Source organism: Pseudomonas sp. MF6755 (assembly GCF_016405635.1).
Lineage (GTDB): Bacteria > Pseudomonadota > Gammaproteobacteria > Pseudomonadales > Pseudomonadaceae > Aquipseudomonas > Aquipseudomonas haemolytica.
Genome location: NZ_JAEKDA010000022.1, coordinates 78106 through 99786, shown reverse-complemented (window position 1 = coordinate 99786; position 21681 = coordinate 78106). Strand labels below are relative to the sequence as shown.

General features: G+C 55.8%; 20 protein-coding genes. 6 read left to right on the top strand and 14 right to left on the bottom strand.

Annotated features, from left to right (window positions below; genetic code table 11):
• Positions 1 to 19: 19 nt before the first annotated feature.
• From JFT66_RS25730 to JFT66_RS25715, 4 genes are all read right to left on the bottom strand, one after another.
• Positions 20 to 1687: a BCCT family transporter gene (locus JFT66_RS25730; protein ID WP_198860386.1), complete on the bottom strand. Its 1668-nt coding sequence runs from the start codon at positions 1685 to 1687 to the stop codon at positions 20 to 22.
• 267 nt (positions 1688 to 1954) lie between these two features.
• Positions 1955 to 3142 (bottom strand): D-alanyl-D-alanine carboxypeptidase family protein, encoded by a 1188-nt coding sequence (locus tag JFT66_RS25725; RefSeq protein ID WP_332875124.1) that lies wholly within the window; start codon positions 3140 to 3142, stop codon positions 1955 to 1957.
• An 85-nt stretch (positions 3143 to 3227) separates the two neighbouring features.
• The gene (locus tag JFT66_RS25720; RefSeq protein ID WP_198860385.1) at positions 3228 to 4628 is read right to left on the bottom strand and encodes a sensor histidine kinase; all 1401 of its coding nucleotides are present in this window, start codon (positions 4626 to 4628) and stop codon (positions 3228 to 3230) included.
• Positions 4606 to 5283 carry a response regulator transcription factor gene (locus JFT66_RS25715; protein ID WP_198860384.1) on the bottom strand — a complete coding sequence of 226 codons (678 nt, stop codon included), beginning with the start codon at positions 5281 to 5283 and terminating at the stop codon, positions 4606 to 4608. Before JFT66_RS25715 ends, JFT66_RS25720 begins: the two co-directional genes overlap by 23 nt.
• Positions 5284 to 5440: 157 nt before the next feature.
• Between JFT66_RS25715 and JFT66_RS25710 the strand changes: the two genes are divergently transcribed.
• The 4 genes from JFT66_RS25710 (at position 5441) to JFT66_RS25695 (ending at position 10545) form a co-directional block, all read left to right on the top strand.
• Entirely contained in the window at positions 5441 to 6229 is a 789-nt protein-coding gene (locus tag JFT66_RS25710) for a substrate-binding domain-containing protein (protein ID WP_198860383.1), read from the top strand.
• 1010 nt (positions 6230 to 7239) lie between these two features.
• Positions 7240 to 8526, top strand: coding sequence for a ParA family protein (locus JFT66_RS25705; protein WP_198860382.1), 1287 nt, complete (start codon positions 7240 to 7242; stop codon positions 8524 to 8526).
• Positions 8527 to 8528: 2 nt separating this feature from the next.
• Positions 8529 to 9401 (top strand): SIR2 family protein, encoded by an 873-nt coding sequence (locus JFT66_RS25700; protein ID WP_198860381.1) that lies wholly within the window; start codon positions 8529 to 8531, stop codon positions 9399 to 9401.
• Positions 9402 to 9405: 4 nt separating this feature from the next.
• Positions 9406 to 10545: a DNA methyltransferase gene (locus JFT66_RS25695; protein WP_198860380.1), complete on the top strand. Its 1140-nt coding sequence runs from the start codon at positions 9406 to 9408 to the stop codon at positions 10543 to 10545.
• Positions 10546 to 10654: 109 nt separating this feature from the next.
• Here the strand turns inward: JFT66_RS25695 and JFT66_RS25690 are convergent, their stop codons facing one another.
• Entirely contained in the window at positions 10655 to 11617 is a 963-nt protein-coding gene (locus JFT66_RS25690; RefSeq protein ID WP_198860392.1) for a tyrosine-type recombinase/integrase, read from the bottom strand.
• A 310-nt stretch (positions 11618 to 11927) separates the two neighbouring features.
• Here JFT66_RS25690 and JFT66_RS25685 point away from each other — a divergent pair, with 310 nt between their 5' ends.
• Together JFT66_RS25685 and JFT66_RS25680 are read left to right on the top strand one after the other, a co-directional pair.
• Complete coding sequence (locus tag JFT66_RS25685) at positions 11928 to 12389, top strand: DUF411 domain-containing protein (protein WP_060406113.1); 462 nt, start codon at positions 11928 to 11930, stop codon at positions 12387 to 12389.
• A gap of 292 nt (positions 12390 to 12681) precedes the next feature.
• Positions 12682 to 13008, top strand: coding sequence for a four-helix bundle copper-binding protein (locus JFT66_RS25680; RefSeq protein ID WP_058432273.1), 327 nt, complete (start codon positions 12682 to 12684; stop codon positions 13006 to 13008).
• A 60-nt stretch (positions 13009 to 13068) separates the two neighbouring features.
• Here JFT66_RS25680 and JFT66_RS25675 read toward each other — a convergent pair whose 3' ends face one another.
• From JFT66_RS25675 to JFT66_RS25635, 9 genes are all read right to left on the bottom strand, one after another.
• Positions 13069 to 14430 carry a heavy metal sensor histidine kinase gene (locus tag JFT66_RS25675; protein ID WP_060406112.1) on the bottom strand — a complete coding sequence of 454 codons (1362 nt, stop codon included), beginning with the start codon at positions 14428 to 14430 and terminating at the stop codon, positions 13069 to 13071.
• Positions 14427 to 15113, bottom strand: a complete 687-nt coding sequence (locus JFT66_RS25670; protein ID WP_005782521.1) for a heavy metal response regulator transcription factor — start codon at positions 15111 to 15113, stop codon at positions 14427 to 14429. The genes JFT66_RS25675 and JFT66_RS25670 overlap by 4 nt, the downstream gene beginning before the upstream one ends.
• A 55-nt stretch (positions 15114 to 15168) precedes the next feature.
• Positions 15169 to 16101 (bottom strand): copper homeostasis membrane protein CopD, encoded by a 933-nt coding sequence (copD, locus tag JFT66_RS25665; RefSeq protein ID WP_060406111.1) that lies wholly within the window; start codon positions 16099 to 16101, stop codon positions 15169 to 15171.
• Between the two features lie 2 nt (positions 16102 to 16103).
• Complete coding sequence (gene copC / locus JFT66_RS25660; RefSeq protein ID WP_080433820.1) at positions 16104 to 16484, bottom strand: copper resistance system chaperone CopC; 381 nt, start codon at positions 16482 to 16484, stop codon at positions 16104 to 16106.
• Between the two features lie 62 nt (positions 16485 to 16546).
• Complete coding sequence (locus JFT66_RS25655) at positions 16547 to 17533, bottom strand: copper resistance protein B (RefSeq protein WP_080433819.1); 987 nt, start codon at positions 17531 to 17533, stop codon at positions 16547 to 16549.
• A gap of 5 nt (positions 17534 to 17538) precedes the next feature.
• Entirely contained in the window at positions 17539 to 19368 is a 1830-nt protein-coding gene (locus JFT66_RS25650) for a copper resistance system multicopper oxidase (protein WP_198860379.1), read from the bottom strand.
• A 127-nt stretch (positions 19369 to 19495) separates the two neighbouring features.
• On the bottom strand, positions 19496 to 19687 hold the full coding sequence (locus JFT66_RS25645) for a co-regulatory protein PtrA N-terminal domain-containing protein (RefSeq protein ID WP_060406109.1): 192 nt from the start codon (positions 19685 to 19687) through the stop codon (positions 19496 to 19498).
• Between the two features lie 131 nt (positions 19688 to 19818).
• The gene (locus JFT66_RS25640; protein WP_060406108.1) at positions 19819 to 20781 is read right to left on the bottom strand and encodes a tyrosine-type recombinase/integrase; all 963 of its coding nucleotides are present in this window, start codon (positions 20779 to 20781) and stop codon (positions 19819 to 19821) included.
• 290 nt (positions 20782 to 21071) lie between these two features.
• Positions 21072 to 21680 carry a DsbA family protein gene (locus JFT66_RS25635; protein WP_232104071.1) on the bottom strand — a complete coding sequence of 203 codons (609 nt, stop codon included), beginning with the start codon at positions 21678 to 21680 and terminating at the stop codon, positions 21072 to 21074.
• Between the last annotated feature and the right edge of the window lies 1 nt (position 21681).

Genomic DNA, 21681 nt, shown 5'->3' with positions numbered 1-21681 from the left:
GAAGGAATCAACGGCGTCGCTATCGAGGTTCGGACATGAGTCCTTTCACCAGAGAGATACAACCAATCATCAGCACGATGGCGAACGGCAACCCGGTTGACACCGCCATAGCCTGCAGCGCGACCAGACCGCCACCCAAGAGCAGTGCGATCGCGATGACGCCTTCGATCACGGCCCAAAAGACACGCTGAGGGACAGGCGCGTCGACCTTGCCGCCCGCAGTGATGGTGTCAATTACCAACGACCCGGAGTCCGACGAAGTGATGAAGAACACGATGACCAGCACGATGCCCAGAAACGACGTGATCTCTTTGAGTGGCAGGCCTTCGAGCATCGCAAAGAGCTTCAATTCCAGAACAGCGTCCTTGACGCCAACGAGCCCCTGCACGGTGGCCTGGTCGATGGCCGTACCACCGAAGGTGGTCATCCACAGCACCGATACCACTGAAGGGACGAGCAGTACCGAAATCAGAAACTCCCTGACCGTACGGCCGCGACTGACACGGGCGATGAACATGCCGACAAATGGCGACCAGCTGATCCACCAGGCCCAGTAAAACGCAGTCCAGCCTTGCGTGAACTCGGTGTCGGTGCGTCCGAAGGGATTGGACAACGCAGGCAGATACTCCACGTATGTCACCAGGTTTTTGAAGAAACCGGTGAAGATCGCCAGTGTGGGCCCGACCACGATGATGAACACCAACAGCAGCAAAGCCAGGCCCATGTTGATCTGTGAGAGCATTTTCACACCCTTGTCCAGACCGGAAAGCACTGACCAGAGCGCAACCAGCGTGATCCCTACGATCAACATGACCTTGCTGAGGTTCGTGGACTGAATGCCAAACAGGTATTCGAGGCCGGCGGCGGCTTGCTCTGCGCCAATCCCAAGGGAAGTTGCCAGGCCGAACAGGGTCGCGAAAACGGCGAGAATATCGACGATATGTCCCGGCCAACCCCACACGCGTTCCCCGAGCAGTGGGTAAAAAACCGATCTGATCGAGAGTGGCAAGCCCTTGTTATACGAGAACAAGGCCAGCGACAGCGCGACGATTGCGTAGATGGCCCATGGGTGCAGACCCCAGTGGAAAATCGTGGCGGCCATTGCCAGATCTGCCGATGCTTTGGCATCGCCTGCGGCTCCGCCCAATGGCGCCCAGTCCGTGCGGGCTCCGCTGGCATCAACCGTGACACCCCCCATAGACGCTGCGAAATGGGACATTGGCTCGGCAACCCCGTAGAACATCAGGCCGATACCCATGCCGGCAGCGAAGAGCATCGAAAACCAGCCGACATAGCTGTGATCCGGTTTGGCGTCTCTTCCCCCCAGTCTGACCTTGCCCAAAGGCGAAACGATGAGGACCAGGCACAGCACTACAAAGATATTGGCGATGCTCATAAAGAGCCACGCAAGATGCCCGGTCAACCAATTACGAATGGCACTGAATAGAGGCTCCACTTCGTTCTGCAATGCCAGCGTCAAGACGACGAAAAGCAGGATTGCAGTGGCAGAAATGATGAACACTTTGCCGTGGATATCGAGGGAGAAAGAGAACTCGCCCTTGATGTTGTCTTGCCCGATAACATAATCGGTATCAATAAGGTTGGCAGCTCCGCTAGGGGCTGGGATGCCGTCATCACTGGCGGAATGACCTTTAATGGTCGGATCATCCACAGGTTCTTTACCCATGAGGGGCTCCTTGTTCGAAAACGCTGATGCGTGATGGTCGTTTGTCACCTTGTAAAGTGGCATAACCGGAGGGGTGAACTTCCATCGTAACAAAAGGCAACTGCCGGTGCCTGGAACGCCTGACCATTACCTTCAGCCAATTCCTCTCTGAGAGAAACAGTGAGGTCACACTGTCAAAAACTACGCTCCGCATGTACCCAGATCGTAACTATTCAAAGCCTCAGTTAGGGTGAGGCCTGCCGGCCCATTGAGGGGTGGGGCTGCGAGTTATTTGTAGGTAAAGTTGTCACTCCCAAGCATGTTCAGAAAGAATAGATGCAGTGCGTCCCAAGCACGTTTCCACCACCCTCCCGCCGGGGCTTCTTCCAACGAGATAAGAGGCCTTGTGGTCAGTTTCTCTTCGCCGTCGTAAATGTCCAGACTGCCCACGATTGTACCCATCGCGAGAGGGGCGACGAGCGGATGGTCGATTTTGACGCGAACATCGACTTTACGACTCCGATCCTTTGGCAGGGTCAGGGATATATCATCCAGCGACCCTACTGGCAGCGTACGACTTATGCCTTTCCAGAGAATAGGCTCCGAGAGGACTTGACCGGCCTTCACATACGTTTGGGTGTCAAAGAAGCGAAAACCGTAGCTCAACAACTTCTCAGCGTCATTGGCGCGATTTTTCATAGAGGTGGAGCCAAACACCGCGGTGATCAATCGATGACCGTCACGCATGGCAGAGGTGACCATGCAGTAACCCGCTGCCTCCGTGTGGCCTGTCTTCAGACCGTCCACGGATTCGTCCCGCCACAGCAGCAAATTTCGATTGGGTTGGCGTATGCCATTCCAGGTGAAATGTTTCTGCTTATAGAGCGAATAGTAGGCCGACTCATCGTTGATGATCGCGCGTGCAAGCTTCGCCATGTCCAGCGCTGAAGAATAATGTTCTGGCGCAGGAAGACCGGTAGGGTTCATGAAGTGCGTGTCGCGGAGTCCTAGCCGATTCGCGGTGACGTTCATCAACCCGGCGAAGCTGTTTTGATCGCCGGCAATGTGCTCGGCGAGTGCGACGCTGGCATCATTGCCCGAGTCGATGACAATCCCGCGCAACAGGTCATGAATGGCAACCTTACTTTGCGGATCGAGGAACATTCGCGACCCCTCGGTGTGCCAAGCGTTTTCACTGATGGTGACTTCATCATCGGATCGCAATCGGCCGCCCTGTATCTCATTGGTCGCGACGTACACAGTCATCAACTTGGTCAGGCTGGCAGGGGGCAGGTGTTCATTTTCATCATGGCTAGTGAGCACGTCCCCAGTAGCAGCATCCATAAGCACCCAAGACTTTGCGTGCAGTTGCGGGGCCGAAGGCGTCATAGGGCCTGCTGGAACAGGAGCGGCAGACGCTGCCGGCAAATGAGTCAACACGAGAGTCAGGACGAAACGTAGGGTCAGGTATTTCACGTACGAAAAGCCTTGGTTAGACGCGAGGTGCGACAACCTAGACCAGCGAAAAAACAGCGACCAATTAAGCAGGGTTAAGAAAAATTTAAGAAGCGTCGTGCCGTCCATCGTGCACAGGACAGTCGAGCGCTACTCGCGTGCCACGACCATCGATGCCTGCCTCAATTCTTAGCCCAAACCCATGGAGGCGGGCAATCGCAGCCACCAGCGACAACCCCAGACCGTTACCGGGTTGCTGCCGGGTCTGGTCGCTGCGGTAAAGACGTCGGGTCACGCTGTTGAGTTCGTTGCAGGGGATGCCTGGCCCGTTGTCCTCCACCTCGATGCTCAGGCTGCGCTCCTTCCGCACGCAGCGGAGAAAGATGCTTCCTCCCGGTTGATTGAACTTGATTGCATTGTCCATCAGGTTCACCAGCGCCTCGAACAGCAGAGAGGTGTCGCCCTTCAGCGACGGATAGTCACCAAGTGTCTGCAGGATCAGTTGCTGAGATTTTTCATGAGCAAGCGGCTCATAAAACTCGTGAGCTTGCCTTAGCAGATGTTCAGGCTGGAATGCTTCAAAGCCCGAGCGCCGTCGGGTGTCCTCCAGTTCAGAAATTCTGAGCAGGCCTTGAAAGCGCGACATGATGGATTCGCTTTCCTCAAGTGCTAAGTTGAGCGTATCGACATGGGCCTCTTGCAGCGGCAGCTTTTGTAACTGATAAAGGCGGGCCCGTAACCTGGTCAGCGGAGTTCGCAGGTCATGTGCGATACCGTCACAAACACTTTTGACCTCCAGCATCAGTTGTTCGATGTGCTCGAGCATAGTGTTGACCGCGTTGGCCAGCATATCGAGCTCATCACGGCGGGCTGAAAGCGGCAGCCGCTCACGCAAGTTGCCCGAAACGATCCGCTCCGTGCTGCGTTGCAACCGTTCTACTCGCCTGATAGGGCGCCTTCGCAGCAGACGCCAGCCGATTAGCCCTGGAACCAGCGTCAGCGACAACCCCCAGAAAACCGCCTGACCGATGATGCCCGCCACGGCGGAGATCGAGCCTCCGTCTCTTGCAAGGATCAGGATCCTGCCATCAGCGCGATCAAGCCGCAGCGCGTAGCTACTACGCGTTTCCTCATTGGGTAACGCGATGCTTAAACCGCGCTCCAGATAATGGACTCGCCCATCGTCAGGAAGATTGGCGCGCAGCTTGAGCAAGTCTCCTGTCAAGTGCTCGCCATTAGCTTGGAACAACCCGTAAGCATCAATACCTGGGGTGGAATACACCTCACTCCCGGCAAGCTCGGCCACCAACGCTTCATCATCAACCTTTTGATAATAATGAGCGCGCTGCATGAGTGTTCGCTCGGCCACAGAGCCCAGATAGCGGGTAATTTGCCAGTACAATACGCCGGTGAAGACGGCGCCCCAGGCTACGAAAAACAGTGAATAAAGGCCGATCAAACGGCTCCCGCTGGACCGCCAGCGTTCAGTCCTTGTCGACGAGAACATAGCCTGACCCACGAATAGTCTGGATTACGGGCGCGCCGGGGCCTTCTATTTTTTTGCGCAAGCGAGTGAGGTGGACGTCGATGATGTTCGTGCCGGGGTCGAAGTGATAGCCCCAGACTTCTTGAAACAGCATAGTGCGCGTGACTAATTGCCCGGCGTGGCGCATCAGGTAGGTCAGGAGTTTGAATTCGGTGGGAAGCAGCCCGATTGCCTCACCTTCGAGAGTGACGGCCTGCGCAATAAGGTTCATCTCCAGGCCTCCGAAGCGTAGGCAATGTTCCGCCTCGTCGGGTGTTGAGTCACGTAGCAGCACCTCGAGGCGCGCAATCATTTCGATCATTGAGAATGGTTTGGTCAGATAGTCATCGCCACCCGAGCGCAGGCCCCGAACGCGTTCGTCCACGTCCGAAAGGGCGCTGATCATCAGCACTGGGGTCTTAATAGACAACTGACGTAGCGTGCTGACGATCGTCAATCCGTCAAAATCGGGCAGCATGCGATCCAGGGTAATAACGTCATGGCCTCCTGCGATGGCCAAAGCGAGACCGTCGCGTCCATTGTCCGCCCACTGACCCTGAAATCCATGGGCGTCAAGCTCGGTGAGGATGGCCTGTGCGGTGACTTCGTCGTCCTCGATGACTAACGCACGATTCATTCTGAACTCCAGACTTGTGGGCATACATTCTAACGGCAGGCGCAAGATGAGCCGGTACGTCTGTCCGTTAAAGTAAATTTTTCTTAACGCGGGTTAACACGGGGTAAGTCAGACGGTGCTTTAGCGTGGGGGTTTTCCAGACGAGGAATTGACTGCCATGCACCCGCGCTTCAGACCACTTTTGCTGATCTGCATTTTTTTGAGCTCCGGCCTGAGCCATGCAGCTGATAAGCCCGCAGATGGTCCAGTGACGCTGAGATTGCTATCCGCCAGCGGCTTCATCGGTGCGGCTGCCGCCATCGCTCGCGACTACGAAAAAGGCGGTGCAATCCATTTTGAGATCATCAAAGCGCCGACCGCTGGTGCGCCGCTGGCAGATGCTTTTCAGCAAAAACCCAGCCCTGAAGGTTTCGACCTAGTTGTGACGGACAGGGCTGCGATGGACAGACTAGTTGCGCAACGGCGTGTCGATCCAACCACCTTGGTCGAGCTTGGGCAGTCGTTCATCGCCATGGCGGTAAAGGATGGGGCTCCAAAGCCTAAGATCGACACTGTGAATGCTTTGCGCGATACGTTGATGAAGGCTGAGTCCGTCGGTTACGCAAACAGTCCAACCGGCATGTACCTTTCACATTGGCTGTTCCCGCATATGAAGCTTGACCAGAACTTTGTGTTGAAAAGCGAGGCTATTTCAGCCGAGCCTGTGGGCCACGCCGTCGCTCGCGGCGATGCCCAATTGGGTTTCCAACAGTTGAGTGAGCTCAAAGCTGTACCAGGCATTGATATTGTCGGATTGATACCCGACAGCGTGCAGCAGATGGTCTTGTATTCCGGTGCGGTGATGAATGACAGCAGCCATCCTAAGGAAGCCCAAGCATTGCTCCAGTACATGAAGTCGTCAGAAGGACGCGCAGCTATGCAGATGAGTGGCCTGAAGCCGTTGTAGAGCTTGGGAAGGGACAGCGGTCGGCGACAGGTCGATGAACAGCGCAGCTAAGCGGCGTATTAGGGTAGAAGATAGAGAGTGATTCATACTCTCACCGGCGTTGTCAGATTATTCCCTCTGTATCTGGAAATGAAAGCTCCCAACTCGCTCGAGCAGTACGAACTGCGGTACTGCTCGGCTGCGAATAACGGGGTTTACGTTAAATGGCGATTTTATCCGGCGGGTAACTTCGCTGGACTGCTCTAGCTATCAATCCAGCAGTGTAACCTTCAATTGAGGGTATCGTTCCGAGCGTATAAAAGCAGCCGATGCGCATGTATCGTCGGTTACTCAAAGCTCATGCGGAAGGGAGCGGGATATGGACAGCGAGCAAAGGGTTGAACAATGGAATGCACGTTGGATGATCGTAGCCGGGCGAGCGGTGTGCACTGGATGTCTTGAAAGCCAGGCCCTGGAAGACAGCGAGAGCCCGTTTGCTCACGCCCACGCGTGCAAGACTAACGATGAGAAATCTAATCATCCGTGGATTGCGCTACACGACATCCTAGACTACGCCAGAGGATAAGTAGGCAACTCAACCTTACCACGTCACGTCGCTGAGGCCCGCCGAGCAGTCTCGTGGGTCAGCTATCGACCCAAAGCGGCCTGTCTATGCGCTAAGTGGGGATCGGATCGTTCTCTTCGTAGTGCCGAATTGTAGGCTGTTGCGCGGTGGCTAAGTTTTACCGTGCCACCGAACGTTTCTCCTGCATATACTGACCGAGGCGTGAGTCCGGGGTCCTCAAACAGCCCATATGCACTCAGGTGAGCATGCCGCACCTTTGCGTCAACCCCGGATGCTCTGGCGTCCATTTGGTTTTCACTTGCCCCAGCCTCTTGCTGTGTCTCCAGCGCTTAACAGCCTTCAATCTCCATCGCTTATCGCTTATCGCTTATCGCTTATCGCGCCGTGCGCCGCGTTTTGCTGCCCCCGATTGGGACACTGTCGGAGCGGCCATATGACAGGGAGCATGCTGGCACTGCCCGTGCGTGTGAAGCCGCGCTCGCCGGGCTGCGTGCAAGAGCAGCAGGCGCGCAAGGAAGGCGGCGTGACCGACGAGCAGTCTACCCAGTTGGTGTATGACGTTCGAAACCAGCGGTCGTGCAATGCAAACCTGAGTCGCGTGCCGTATCATGTCAAGATGCCGATACCGCCGAAGCCTGCAGAGAACGTCATGGAATCGAAGACAGCTGAAAAACCTTGGACGCTATGCTTTTTTAACAATAAAGGCGGAGTAGGCAAGACCACGTTAGCATGCAATGTAGCTTCATATTTAGCTCGAACCGAAAACCTCAGAGTTTTGCTGGTCGATGCGGACCCTCAATGCAATGCATCTCAGCTGATCTTAGGTTCCACCGTCGCGGCAGAGATCTATAGCGGGGGATACCTTAACGTCAATGGGCAGCAGATTCCCGTCGATACACTGAAGGATGTGCTATCGCCACTCAACGCTGGTGAGCCAGCGCCTCGTAAAGATTTCAACGTTGTTTCCCATGAGCACAACAGGTTCGGGATTGATTTGTTGCCAGGCCATCCCAAGATTGCTTTGCTTGAGGATAAGCTCAGTACCAATTGGACCTCATTCGTTGGTGGTGATCTGGGCGGCGCTAGGGTCACAAACTGGAACACAGATTTTCTCGGTGCTTTCGACGGAAAGTATGACTTGGTGGTATTCGACATTGGCCCAAGTCTTGGGGCTCTGAATCGAGCGGTCCTTGTTGGTGTTGACTATTTTCTAGCTCCGATGGGATGTGACATCTTCAGTTTGATTGGGATCGAAAACATAGCGGCTTGGTTGCAAGATTGGCACACGTTGTACTTTCAAGGCTTAGAGCTATGCAAACGAAATTTTGCAGACCAAATCTCGAGCTATCCCATCAAGACTGATAAAAGCCAGATGTGTCGTTTTGTTGGCTATACAGTACAGCAATACATCACTAAGACAATCAGGGATGAGCGCCGTGCGACAGCAGCATATGATGAAATTTTAAATTCGATCCCTAAAAATATCAATTCAAGCTTAGGCGACATGATGGCACCAGGTTTGGATGAAGACATGCTCAAGCTTGGCGACGTGCCTCACATGTTCAGCCTAGTTCCCCTGGCGCAAAGTGCTGCCTCCCCGATAGATTTATTAACGTCGAAAGATGGCCTTTCAGGTGGACAGTACAACCAGCAAGGGGCCTACATAAAATTCATTGCCGCCCTATCCGGCTCTCTGATTCGGAACTTGAAGACTGTAAAGGGAGCCGCATAGGTATGATCAATTGGCCAAAAGACCTGATTAACGATATCGCTCGTCGCCGATGCGTATTGTTTTTAGGTGCGGGTGTCTCGAAAAATTCGTGTAACGATAAAGGCGAGCGTCCGATGGACTGGACCGAATTTCTTGCTCATCTGGCAGGTTTGATAACAGACGCGCCAGCTGCCGCGGCAGTGAGAGAATGCATTGCTGCTGGAGACTTACTTACAGCATGTGAAATTGCAAGGAAATCACTAAGACCCGCTAACTTCAACTCTGAGTTACTTCATTGCTTTTCAGAAAAACGATTTCACCCCGGTGAAATCCACAGCGATCTAGTCGGAATTGACTCAAGGGTTGTGCTTACCACCAATGTCGATAAGCTCTACGACACTATCGCTAATACTATTTTGCACGGCGATGTGATTGTTAAGGCCCACTCAGATGTCGACGTGGCGGATGTAATCAGAAGGCAAAATCGTTGCATTATCAAGGTACACGGTACTATCGACACACCAGGCAGTACGATTTTTACTCGAATAGACTACGCAGATGCACGAACAAAACACTCACATTTTTACTCTGTGCTAGAAGCACTTTTCATGACCCACACCTTCCTTTTTCTCGGAGCGTCCATGCGGGACCCCGATATGGCGTTGCTTCTAGAAGACTATTCGCTACGCTACAAGGGATCGCGCCCGCATTATGTCGTCATGCCCGAGGGCAGTATGTCTTCGCAGGTGTTAGAGGTCATGGAACACTCTATGAACTTCCAGACAATTTCTTACGATTCCACCGATAACCACGCACAGCTCGGTCTCGGCATTAAAGAACTGAGAACCCAAGTCGAGGAGGCAAGAATGGGCCTTCTTGAGACGATGGACTGGTAGGCCGATGAATATTCATACCCTGATAGGAGGGCTGGAGTTCACGGATGCTCCCGATCACTGGGCTGCACCATCGGACGCCACATACTCGTCTCTCCATCAGCTGTCACCATACATCGGGAAGCTGAAGCCAAACATCGCTCGGGAACTAATTTCCAGCTACACGCAGCCTGGACAATTAATAGTAGACCCGTTCTGCGGATCTGGTACCGTGCCACTTGAAGCTTTCCTTGCCGGGAGGCATGTGATCGCGAGTGACGCAAACCCTTATGCTTTTGTGCTCACTAAGGCCAAGCTAGGCCCCCCTGCGTCTCTAGCTACTGCACTGAGCCAGCTAGAAAAGGTATACGCGAAATCCATTCACCGATCTGAGGACAGCTTCGATAACGCTCCAGATTGGGTCCGTTCTTTTTTTCACCCGCAAAGCTTCATGGAGCTTTTGAAGTTTGCTGACGAATGCATCGCTGGCCGACATTGGTTTTTGTTAGGCTGTCTGCTTGGTATCCTTCACCATCAGCGGCCCGGATTTCTGTCTTACCCCAGTAGTCACCTAGTGCCATACCTGCGAGACAAAAAATACCCTAAATCAGAGTTTCCGGAAATGTATGAATACCGGGCTTTGATGCCCCGTATGCGCGCGAAGATTACACGCGCGTTCAAGAATACTAGCTCGACATCTACTGAGTCACAGCGCGTCAAGAAATCTAGCATTGAAGGTCTGGTATTGCCCAACAACGTCGACGCGATAATAACAAGCCCTCCGTATATGAATGCGCTTGATTACCGGCGCGACAACCGTCTGAGGCTTTGGATTCTTGATCGCAACACGCAAAATTATTCAACTGAGCCCACGGATAAATCTAAAGGCTTAGAGGCTATGGTCTCTTCATTAGTGATGCACTCACTGAAGTCACTTAAGCTCGGCGGAATTGTAGTACTCATCATCGGAGAGACGGTAATCAGAAAGCGGACCAAAACCCACCCATCGCGTTCGTACATTGATGCACTTTTGTCCACCGGGAAGTTTGAACTTACAAATGCAATCCGAGATAATATCCCGGACATCAGAAGATCTCGAAAAACCGGCGCGGCCACAAAAGCAGAACACATACTTGTTTTTAAACGGATCGCCGGTACCGATCAATAGGCTCTATGACCTTTCAGGAGCGTGCATTGGTTCCCCGATATCAGACGGGCCTATCCAATTTGCGGGATCAATGTTAGCCAAGCCGCGAATTCTTGTGCCGCCTTGCTTTTTAATACTTCACTTTGTAGGTCGGTGAATCCTCCGGCCTGTTCTCTCGTCTATCGTAGATCTTGGTTGTGCTGATATTGGCATGACCCAGCCAGGCCTGAACCTTGGCGATGTCGGCCTCATGCTCCAGGGCGTTGGTTGCTGCGGTGGCTCGGAGACCATGGACGCCCAGGCCGTCGACCTCAATCCCCGCCTTCCTCGCGTAGGCCGACACCACCGTATAGATGCCATTGGCTGTGATGCCGGCACCGGTCAGCTTGCCGCGCAATGGTATGAATAGCGGCACCTTCCTGTCCGCCCAATGATGCCCTGAGCTTTCTAGGTACTGGTGAATACGCCCGGCCGCCACGGGGTGCAACGGCAGGTAACGCACCTTGCCGCCTTTGCCGTGTACCTTCAAATGCTGAATACCACGGCGCTCCTGAATGTCGCTCACCTGCAGCAGCGCCGCTTCTTCACGGCGCAGGCCGTGATAGAGAAGAACAGCCAATATCGCCCGGTCGCGCTGCCCTTTAAGAGTTGCTTCATCCGGCGCCTCGAGCAGCGCTTTCGCCTGGTGATCGCCCAGTGCCGGCGTCTTGCCTTCGTTGCTTTCAATCTTCGGTCGCTTTACCCCGTGCACGGGATTGCCGCCGGCGATCGCGTTGCTCTCCAGGAGGTGATCAAAAAGGCTGGCCAGTGCTGCCAATTTGCGCCGGATCGTCGCTCCGGCCAAACCGCGATGCTCGAGCTGGGCACGCCAAGCCAACACATGGGATCGAGTCACCACGCGGAACTCATCCGCTGAAGCCAATCCGACAAAACCACAGAAGTCCTCCAGGTCATTTTGGTAGGCGCGTCGTGTGCGAGGGTTGTCGAGGTTGGCAAACCACTCGACCGCGGCCGGAACTTGGGCCAGCGTCTGAAATTCGACTGACGTGAGCCTACGCTGGTCATTCTGATGGGATTTCGTTAGTTCCTGCATTTCATTCTCATAAATGGCTCGGCAGCGATCATTGGTCGTGTCCTCAGTCACAAAAGCAACGTCATATGCCGTCATTGCCCCTGAAACCGACAGACGGCAATAATTGGTGATAACGCATTTCTTACACTGATTAAGCAGCGACCGAAGCATGGTGCGTTGAATCAACCCTGTCCAAAAACCATATGGCATGACGTCGGGTACTGATGCATACGCTTGAGCAGTCCAAAATCTCAAGCGCCGATTACTCCATTTTTCTATCTCATTGAGGCAAGGTAAGCTGCAAATCACTCAGTTTATAGGATGGCCGCACATGAAATTCATAAGCCTTACTACCGCTGGACGGCGCACTGTCGCAGCCATGGCGCTGGCGGTCGCGTCAGTGACGCAAGCCGCTCCTGCGCACGTAATCGACGTGTACCGGGACCCCAATTGCGGATGCTGCTCCAAGTGGATTGCTTACCTGCGGGACAATGGCTTCACGGTCAATGACCATCTCGCAGAAGACATGAGCCCGGTGAAGGACAAACTGGGTGTGCCTGATAAATTAATGTCGTGTCATACCGGCGTAATAAATGGCAAGTTCATCGAGGGCCATGTACCGGTGCAACAAATCGCTGAGCTTCAACGCCGGACCGACCTGATCGGCGTGGCCGCACCCGGCATGCCAATGGGCTCACCCGGCATGGAAACTGGCCACAAAAGCGCTTATCAAATCATTGGCCTGAAGAAAACCGGCGAGCAGGAGGTGGTGGCTGACTACCCATCGCAATGACTCTTCTCCACACCCACTGGGCTTGTGCCGACTTTTCGGGACGACAGCGACGGCTGGCTAATGGGAGGGTGAGCGGTCGATAGGCGAAAACTTATTGGTCTGGTAAATGCTTTGCAGCAAGTGATCTCCCTTGAGCTAACAAGCTAATGATAGGTAGCCTTTTCCTTACCTTACAGAAATGTAATAAAACTTGAGAAACTCGTAATGCCTGGATCAGTCGGACTTACTGTGCCTTGAGAAGAAGGCATTGAGTTCAACGTCTAAATCGACCGACAACCCCGGAGATTACTTCATGAACAGTGGTTATGATGATTGCATTTTAGAGTGCCTACGCTGTGCAATGGCTTGTGAAAGCTGTGCTTCAGCCTGCTTGCAAGAGCAGGATGTTCAAATGATGGCGAACTGCATAAAGCTGGACAGGGATTGCGCAGATATGTGCAGGCTCGCGGCGACTTTGATGGCACGCCAAAGTCCTTTGGCCAAAGAGTTCTGCGCCCTGTGCGCAAAGGCCTGTAAAGCCTGCGCAGACGAGTGCGGCAATCACGAGGCCAATCACTGCCAGCATTGCGCTCAGGCTTGCCATGCCTGCGCTCAGGCCTGTGAGGCGATGGCGGCCTAAGCCAGCGTTTGGCTAGGAGGCCCGAGCATAGCCGCCGTGCGAGGCTGTACGATCTTAGCCCTAGCGCACAAACGTTAGGATAAAGGCTGTTCGGCGGCTAGTTGACGTACACGAGATAGTGCCCCCATGTGCTTGCATCAAGGACCGGGCAATCGCCAGCCCCAACCCCGAATTCCCGGCGCCTTCTCGCCGCGCAGGGTCCACCTGGTAGAACCGGTCAAAGATGCGGTCCAGGTGCTGCGGGGCTATTTCGGGACCAGGGTTTTCCACCCAAAGCTCTACCCGCCCTCCGTGGTCGTGGATGCTGACCTTGATAGTCTCCCCTGACGGCGTGTAGCGCAGGGCATTGGACAGCAGGTTTGACACGATACGGTCGACCATCACGCTGTCCGCGAAGATAGAAGCGTTGCCTGATGCTTGCAGCTGAATCCCCTTGTCCTCAGCCAGAAACTCGTAATAGCCGAACAGCTTGCTGATGACCGTTCTCAGGTCCAGTTCAACAGGCTCGGGCACAACTAGTCCGTTATCGGACTTGGCTAGGAACAGCATGCCGTCGATGGTTCCCGAAAGACGGTTGAGCTCTTCCAGGTTGGAGCTCAGATTCTCTTCATACACCTCGGGAGAACGCTTTTTAGCAAGGATCACCTCGGTGTGGGTCCGCAGGTTGCTGATCGGGGTACGAAGCTCATGCGCAATGTCAGCGGAAAAATTCGATAGGCGCACGAAGGAATCGTCCAGGCGACCAAGCATGGAATTGAACGCGGTGATCAGCTCACGCAACTCGTCCGGTACTGGCTCCAAGGGGATGCGTTCCTTCAGCGAGCCAGCGGACATTGAGGCGGCGGTCTGGATCACCTTGGCCACCGGCCTTAGTCCACTCTTGGCAACCAGCCACCCTAGGGCCGCGCTCAACACGGTACTGGCCACCAGAACGCTCCAAAACCAGCGTTCAAGCATGGCAAAGAAGTGCATATGCGTGGTCACGTCCAGGACAAGCCAGGCGGTCAACGGTGGGCTGGCAGTGGGCAGCGATACTGAGGCGGTCAGAGCCCTGAACATGCGGCCTTCGTTTTCCCACTCCCAGACACCATCGCGCTGGGTGGCCTGCGTGAGCGATGGCGCTGCTGATTGAGGAGGTTCTGCAAAAAAAGGTTTCCCATCGATCTTCAGAAATACAGCGCTGAGGTCAGGATGGGCTCCCAAGAGGGTGTGCCAGCGCGCCTTAACCAGTTCCGGGTTCGCGTCTGATTCCTTGGCGATCTGGTTAATCGCTTCCAGCTTTTCTCCCAGCGTCTGCGCATCCAGGGCGCGGAAGTGGTGACGGCTCAGTTCGTTGAAGGCGACCCCCACGATAATAAGGACGACGGCGACCGCGACCACAAACAGAAGGCTCAAGCGCAAGGTGAGTGAGCCAGGCTTCATCCTTCGTCCTGCGCGTCTAGCATGTAACCCATTCCCCGGCAGGTATGCAGCAGTTTCGCCTCGAAGTCATCGTCAATCTTGGCCCTCAACCGCCGTATGGCCACCTCGATGACATTTGTGTCGCTGTCAAAATTCATGTCCCAGACCTGGGAGGCTATCAGCGATTTGGACAGCACCTCACCTTGCCGGCGCATCAGTAACTCCAGCAGTGCGAACTCTTTGGCCGTAAGGTCGATTCGCTTGCCGCCCCGAGTCGCCCGACGCTTGAGCAAATCCACCTGAAGGTCTCCGATTTGCAGGCTCGTTTGAACCGGCAGGCTGCTGCTGCCGCGCCGTAACAACGTTCGCACCCGTGCCAGCAGTTCTGAAAAGGCAAACGGCTTGACCAGATAATCATCGGCGCCCAGCTCCAGGCCCTTGACCCGGTCGTCTACCCCGTCGCGTGCGGTCAGAAACAGCACCGGTACGGACTGGCCAGCGGTGCGAAGGCGTCTGATGACTTCCCAGCCATCTAGGCCCGGCATCATCACGTCAAGAATCAACAGGTCATAGGCTTCATTGAGCGCTTGGTCAACGGCATCCGTGCCGGTGACCACGCGGTCCACATTGAAGCCGGCCTCCCGCAAGCCTTGCTGCAAATAGATCCCGGTTTTCGGTTCGTCTTCGGCGACCAGCAGTTTCATATTCAACCCTCCACGGCACCGGGCCAGTGTGACGGCAAAACAGGGCCAGGCACACTCACATCCCCGCTTCCATCTCAGGGGACAGCGTGCCAAGCCAGGCAATCAAGCCCAGCACCAGGACGGCGGCGCCCAGCTCCAGGGCCATGCTGTAGCGGATCGAGCGGGCCGCTCGCGTGTACTCGCCCCGGTGGACCGCCCGTTCAAACGCCGGGCTCAGGATAAAGCGGTTAGCCGAGGCCAATCCGACCATCAGGCCAAACAGTGCCAACTTGCCCAGCAGCAACACCCCGTAGGTGCTTTTCACCACGCCACTGACCTGGGGGCCAACGATGAACAGATAGTTCACCACGCCCGTGAGGACGATCAGCGCCACGATCACCGCGCCGGCCCGTTCGAAACCGCTGAGCGTGCGCGACAGCACCTGGACTGACTGTAGGGTTTCGACCTTGTTGGGCCGCAGCATCAGTGCAAAAGCCACCAGCGCGCCGAACCAGCCGCCCGAGGACCACAGATGAAGGATGTCCGCGCTGAAGTGCCAAAAGCGCCGGGAGCCTTCGTCCATGGCCCCGTGACCTGTCCACGCCAAAGTAGCCAGGGCCACGCTCCCCAGCAGCGAAACCATCAGCAGGCTTGCCATAGGCGCCCGGAGGTTGAAGGCGATGGCCACAGCAGCCCCCACCAGTGCGGCCATGCGGATGAGCCAGGCAGTGCCAAGCTCCGTCTGCGTCACCATCATCTCGACGTGAGGCACAGCCTCTAGCCATTCAGAAGCACCGCTCATGGCTTTGGCCATGAGCACAATGGAGACAACCGACAACAGTAGGCCGATCAAAGCGGTCGCGCTCAGCAGGGGCCTGAAAGGCAATACGGCGCCCGAGCGGCGTTCTGCGCCGCGTAGGCTGTAAAGGCCAAAGAGGGCCAGCCCGAACAGCATCATCAAATCGGTATACAGCGCGAAACGAACTGCGATGCTGAGCGGATCTTCCATGTTTACTTGACCTTAAACGTCACGCTACCGGTAATCGGGTGGGTATCGGAAGACACTGCCCGCCAATCGACCTTGTAGGTGCCCGCCGTCAGAGGTGCGGCCGGGGTGATAACCATGGTTTTGGGGTCACCGCCGCCTGACACCGCTGTTTTGACTGCCATCGGTGAGTGTTCCATGCCTGGCATCGCCGTCATTACCAGCTTCGCGCCGGAAAATTGGGTAACCAGGTTTTCGGAGAAATGCAGCTCGATCTTACCAGGGGCCGCGCCTTCACTGCCTTCAGCCGGAGTCGAAGACACCAGCTTGGGGTGGGCTTGGGCCAATGCGCTGACCAGCATCCCAGCGGCAAAGAGCGTGACGAAACGTGTGCGGTTCAACAACATGCGAACTCCTTACAGCCCAAAAAGGCCGTTCGTGGGGGATCAGATTTTCAGACTAGAACGGCTCAGAACCACATGCGCACACCCAGGACTAAGCGGGCCTCGCTGCGGTCCTCGCCTTCCTCGCGGGCAAAGTCGGCTGTATTGCCGTAGGAGCGGTTCCAGGTGACACCAATGTACGGGGCAAACTCCCGATAGATTTCGTAACGCAAACGCACCCCCACTTCGGTTTCAGACAGGCCAGAGCCGATACCGCGCTGAGGATCGCTCTGACCGTAGAAATTAACCTCCGCCGTGGGCTGCAAAATCAGCCGGTTAGTCAGCAAAATGTCGTAGTCGCCTTCCAGCCTTAACCCAGTTTGGCCGCCTTCACCCAGAAACGCAGTCGCTTCGGCTTCGAAGTTGTACAAGGCCAAGCCCTGAAGGCCAAATGCAGCCCAGGTTTGCGGCGAGCCTGGTTTGAAGTCTTGCCGGACGCCGCCGACCAGATCCCACCAAGGACTGATCGCATGGCCCCACAGCGCTTGGAGCTCGGCCGATTCGGTCTTGCCGTTGGTACGTTCGCCCTCGGAGCGAATCCAGAGCCGGTCGATGTCACCACCCACCCAGCCGTTAACGTCCCAATTAAGAACGCTGCCGTTGTCGGCGTCCTGCCATTCGAGTTGATCGAACAGCAGGAAGTAATTAGCCGCTTCGTCATGGACAGTGTGGCCTTTGGCACTTTGGTAGACCGCTGCCCGATTGGCATCGGTGACAGGCGCAATAGGCGTGCGGCTTTGGGTAGGTGCCGCAGGTTTGCTGGGGGCCATGGTCGTCATGTCCGAGTCCATGCCCTGCATCTGGCTATGGTCCATACCCTGCATTTTGGAATGATCCATGCCCTGCATCTGGCTGTGGTCCATACCCTGCATTTTGGAGTGATCCATGCCTTGCATCTGAGAATGGTCCATGCCCGGCATAGCGGCCTCTGCCGCAAACACGCCCACTGGGAGCATTCCCAGGCCGGTGACCGCGAGCAGTGAACAAACGTGGAGTCGATTCAAAACAGTCATTGGCTTCACTCCTCTACCCGAACTTCGCGGAACATACCCATCTCCATGTGGTAGAGCAGGTGACAGTGATAGGCCCAGCGCCCCAGAGCATCGGCGGTGACACGGTAGCTGCGCTTGGAGCCTGGCGGCATATCGATGGTGTGCTTGCGCACCCTGAAGTTTCCGTCCTCGTCCTCCAGGTCGCTCCACATCCCATGCAGATGGATCGGGTGAGTCATCATCGTGTCGTTCACCAGCACGATTCTCACCCGCTCGCCATATTTGAGTACCAGAGGTTGAGCGTCCGCGAATTTGATGCCATCAAACGACCAGGCAAATTTTTCCATGTGCCCCGTCAGGTGCAGCTCAATGGTCCGGCTCGGCTCACGCCCGTCAGGGTCTTCGAAAGTGCTTTTAAGGTCGGCATAGGTGAGCACCTTGCGCCCGTTATTACGCAGGCCCAGGCCAGGATCGTTCAGCTTGGCGGTGGGGCTCATGGCCTGCATGTCCACCAGCGGGTTGTTTTTCTCGCTGGCAGGGTGGCTCTGCATCACCATGCCGCCCATCGAACCATGGTCCATGCCCGACATAGCGCCGTGGTCCATACCCTGCATGGTCGACATTTTGCTGTGGTCCATGGCGGCCATAGAATTGCCCCCCATGCTGCTCATGGTCTGCATGCCGTCGTCGGCACCCGAATCCATGCTGCCCATGCTGCCCATGCTGCCATGGTCCATACCACCCATACCCATATCGTCCATCGTGACCAGCGGACGAGGATCAAGGGGGGGGACGTGGGCTACCAAGCCTTCCCGCACGGCCAGGGTGCCGCGGGCGTAGCCCGTGCGATCCATGGATTGAGCAAAGACCGTGTACGCCTCGGCAGTGGGCTCAACGATCACATCGAAGGTTTCTGCCACGGCGATGCGTAATTCATCAACCTCAACCGGGTTCACATACTGGCCATCCGACGCTACCACGGTCATTTTCAGGCCTGGAATACGGATGTCGAAGTACGTCATAGCCGAGCCGTTGATGAACCGAAGGCGCAGCTTTTCGCCAGGACGGAACAAGCCGGTCCAGTTCATATTGGGGGCCTGACCATTGAGCAGGTACGTGTAGGTGGCCCCGCTCACGTCCGCAAGGTCCGTGGGGTTCATCTTCATCTCGGCCCACATCTTGCGATCCGCGACGGTTGCGGCCCAGCCCTTATCAGCCACATCGTTGACGAAGTCACCGACTGTGCGCTTGTGGAAGTTGTAGTAATCGGACTGCTTTTTGAGGGTACGCATCAGCGAGACGGGATCTTCATCCGTCCAGTCGGTCAGCATCACCACATGTTCACGGTCGTACTTGAAAGGCTCGGGCTCTTTCGCCTCGATGACGAGCGGGCCATACACCCCCGCCTGCTCCTGAAACCCGGAATGGCTGTGGTACCAGTACGTCCCATTCTGTTGGACCTTGAACTGGTAGACGTACACGCCACCCGGCTCGATGCCCGCGAAGCTCAGTCCTGGAACGCCGTCCATGTCCGGCGGTAGGATAATGCCGTGCCAGTGTATGGAGGTTGCAGCGTCGAGTCGGTTGCGTACCCGGAGCGTGACCGTGTCACCCTCTTTCCAGCGCAGCAAGGGACCCGGCAGCCCGCCGTTGATCGCCATCGCAGTGCGACGTTTGCCGGTGATGTTTACCGGCATCTCGCCAATAGACAGGTCGTACTCCGTACCGCTCAACACGCTGAGCGTCGGCGAGCCGGACGCCGCCCAACTGGGCGAACGCCACAAGCCTAGCCCACCTAGCACGCCGGCAGCCGCGAGGCCTTTGACGAAAGTACGTCGAGAAGTTCTTGATTCCATACGCGCGGGTCCAGGTAGGCAAGGACGGCAACTAAGCCGTGTGCTGGGTTTAAGGAACTGGAGTGGACGATGTCACAGCATCGTAAGCGGCGCGATTACATTTTTGTAAGCTTGAAACCCGGGCTGGTTAGCAACATGCCTCAGAGCTTTCAGCTTTTTTAGTATCTGCAGAAGCCAGTTGCGCCTCAGCTTTTTTGTTTAGGGTTGTTTGTTGCGCATCCATCATTCGAGCGAACACACGGTCGCCACCACCTTCAGCAAAGGCGACCGAGGAAATACTGAATGCGAGGGTAAGGAGTACGGCTTTGGAAAGGTTCATAACGAGTTACCTTGTATTGGGAAGGCGGCACATGCCGCTGGGCCCAAGGTAACGAGTAGAGGCTTTCAGTTGGCTGAGTTGAGGGTTACAAAAAAGTCAGGTTCAGCATTAACCAAGCCGCCAAATGGTGGTTAATACTTCACCTTATAGGTCGGTGAATCCTCCGGCCGGTTTTCCCGCCGGTCGTAGATTTTGGTCGTACTGATATTGGCATGTCCGAGCCATGCCTGGACCTTGGCAATGTCGGCTTCATGCTCCAGAGCATTGGTGGCTGCGGTTGCTCGAAGTCCATGGACGCCCAGGCCGTCGACCTCAATCCCGGATTTCTTCGCGTAGGCCGCCACCACGGTATAGATGCCATTGGCCGTGATCCCAGCACCGGTCAACTTACCCCGCAATGGGATGAACAGCGGCACCTTCCTGTCCGCCCAATGATGCCCTGAGCTTTCCAGGTACTGATGAATCCGTCCAGCCGCCACCGGGTGCAACGGCAGGTACCGCACCTTGCCGCCCTTGCCGTGCACCTTTAGATGCTGAATGCCGCGGCGGTCCTGGATGTCGCTCACCTGCAGCAACGCCGCTTCTTCCCGGCGCAGTCCGTGGTAGAGAAGAACAGCCAATATCGCCCGGTCGCGCAGCCCTTTGAGCGTCGTTTCGTCCGGAGCTTCAAGTAGCGCTTTGGCCTGGTGATCGCCTAGGGCCGGTGTCTTGCCTTCGTTGCTTTCTATCTTCGGTCGTTTCACCCCATGCACGGGATTGCCGCCGGCGATTGCATTGCTCTCCAAGAGGTGATCAAACAGGCTGGCCAGTGCTGCCAATTTGCGCCGGATGGTCGCGCCGGCCAGGCCCCGTTGTTCCAGTTGGGCACGCCAGGCGAGGACGTGCGCGCGGGTGACCACGCGAAACTCATCCGCCGAAGCCAACCCGACAAACCCACAGAAGTCTTCCAGGTCATTTTGGTAGGCACGTCGTGTCCGAGGGTTGTCCAGGTTGGCAAACCACTCGACCGCGGCCGGAACTTGGGCCAGTGTCTGAAATTCGACCGACGTGAGCCGACGCTGATCGTTCTGATGGGCTTTCGTCAGTTCCTGCATATTGTTCTCATTCTTGGCTTGCTCGCGATCATCAGCCACCGATTCAGTCACGAAAGCAACGGTAAAGGCGCTCGCAGACCCCAAATCCGACAAGCGGCGATAATTGGTGATAACCTATTTTATCACGACTTATCGGACCATCGAGCGGCGCGGCATAAACCTGTCAAAAGGTGACTGACAGCGATCATTTGGTCGCGAAAGAGGTGGAAGTTTTGACATCGTGGAAAAGGCCCGCACGTGCGGGCCGTCGAGTATCGAGAGGGAGCGAGGCTCGACTGATGCAGTGTAGTTCAGCGCGGCGTCATCGATTCAGAGCGCCGCTGCACATTTTTTTGAGCTAGCCAATCAATGGCTGATAACAACAACACCCCATCAGCTGGTCCCTCAAGCTTTACGGAGCTGCCCGTCGTGTTGTCTGTAATTATGACAGTAGGAGTGGCCGTAACCCCGGCTTTGACGGCCTCCTCGGCCTGCTGGCCGACACGCTGGGCGATCACTTTGTCGGTGGCTGCACAGGACAACAGGGCCTGGTTAGTAACACCAACAACTTTCAGATGCCCATCGAAACCCTCACCGTTGCTACGGGTCCGGTCAAAGATCTGGTCAATGGCTTGCCAGAAGGCAGGTGCGCCACCAAGCGCCCCCGCACATTCAGCGAGCTTGGCTTCGTGTAATGCGGTGGGACCGTGCACATCCAGTGGCAGATGATGCCACTGCAGGTTTACATCCTTCTGCTGCTGTATCCAGGTTTTCAACGCAGGTGTGTACGTCTTGCAGTAGGGGCACTCCAGATCCGCGAACTCAGTCACAGTCCAGCGTGCTTTGGAAGGACCAAACAACCACGGGCCTGTGTTGTGCGGGGATGGTATCTCACTTCGAGTGAGGGCTAAGCAGGCCATC

Coding starts and splice junctions, on each gene's coding strand:
- JFT66_RS25640 (WP_060406108.1), bottom strand. CDS start 20,781: ATGCAGGAACTGACGAAAGCCCATCAGAACGATCAGCGTCGGCTCACG.
- JFT66_RS25635 (WP_232104071.1), bottom strand. CDS start 21,680: ATGGCCTGCTTAGCCCTCACTCGAAGTGAGATACCATCCCCGCACAAC.
- JFT66_RS25685 (WP_060406113.1), top strand. CDS start 11,928: ATGAAATTCATAAGCCTTACTACCGCTGGACGGCGCACTGTCGCAGCC.
- JFT66_RS25705 (WP_198860382.1), top strand. CDS start 7,240: ATGCTGGCACTGCCCGTGCGTGTGAAGCCGCGCTCGCCGGGCTGCGTG.
- JFT66_RS25720 (WP_198860385.1), bottom strand. CDS start 4,628: ATGTTCTCGTCGACAAGGACTGAACGCTGGCGGTCCAGCGGGAGCCGT.
- JFT66_RS25730 (WP_198860386.1), bottom strand. CDS start 1,687: ATGGGTAAAGAACCTGTGGATGATCCGACCATTAAAGGTCATTCCGCC.
- JFT66_RS25680 (WP_058432273.1), top strand. CDS start 12,682: ATGAACAGTGGTTATGATGATTGCATTTTAGAGTGCCTACGCTGTGCA.
- JFT66_RS25710 (WP_198860383.1), top strand. CDS start 5,441: ATGCACCCGCGCTTCAGACCACTTTTGCTGATCTGCATTTTTTTGAGC.
- JFT66_RS25650 (WP_198860379.1), bottom strand. CDS start 19,368: ATGGAATCAAGAACTTCTCGACGTACTTTCGTCAAAGGCCTCGCGGCT.
- JFT66_RS25695 (WP_198860380.1), top strand. CDS start 9,406: ATGAATATTCATACCCTGATAGGAGGGCTGGAGTTCACGGATGCTCCC.
- JFT66_RS25670 (WP_005782521.1), bottom strand. CDS start 15,113: ATGAAACTGCTGGTCGCCGAAGACGAACCGAAAACCGGGATCTATTTG.
- JFT66_RS25655 (WP_080433819.1), bottom strand. CDS start 17,533: ATGACTGTTTTGAATCGACTCCACGTTTGTTCACTGCTCGCGGTCACC.
- copD (WP_060406111.1), bottom strand. CDS start 16,101: ATGGAAGATCCGCTCAGCATCGCAGTTCGTTTCGCGCTGTATACCGAT.
- JFT66_RS25715 (WP_198860384.1), bottom strand. CDS start 5,283: ATGAATCGTGCGTTAGTCATCGAGGACGACGAAGTCACCGCACAGGCC.
- JFT66_RS25645 (WP_060406109.1), bottom strand. CDS start 19,687: ATGAACCTTTCCAAAGCCGTACTCCTTACCCTCGCATTCAGTATTTCC.
- copC (WP_080433820.1), bottom strand. CDS start 16,484: ATGTTGTTGAACCGCACACGTTTCGTCACGCTCTTTGCCGCTGGGATG.
- JFT66_RS25700 (WP_198860381.1), top strand. CDS start 8,529: ATGATCAATTGGCCAAAAGACCTGATTAACGATATCGCTCGTCGCCGA.
- JFT66_RS25690 (WP_198860392.1), bottom strand. CDS start 11,617: ATGCAGGAACTAACGAAATCCCATCAGAATGACCAGCGTAGGCTCACG.
- JFT66_RS25675 (WP_060406112.1), bottom strand. CDS start 14,430: ATGAAGCCTGGCTCACTCACCTTGCGCTTGAGCCTTCTGTTTGTGGTC.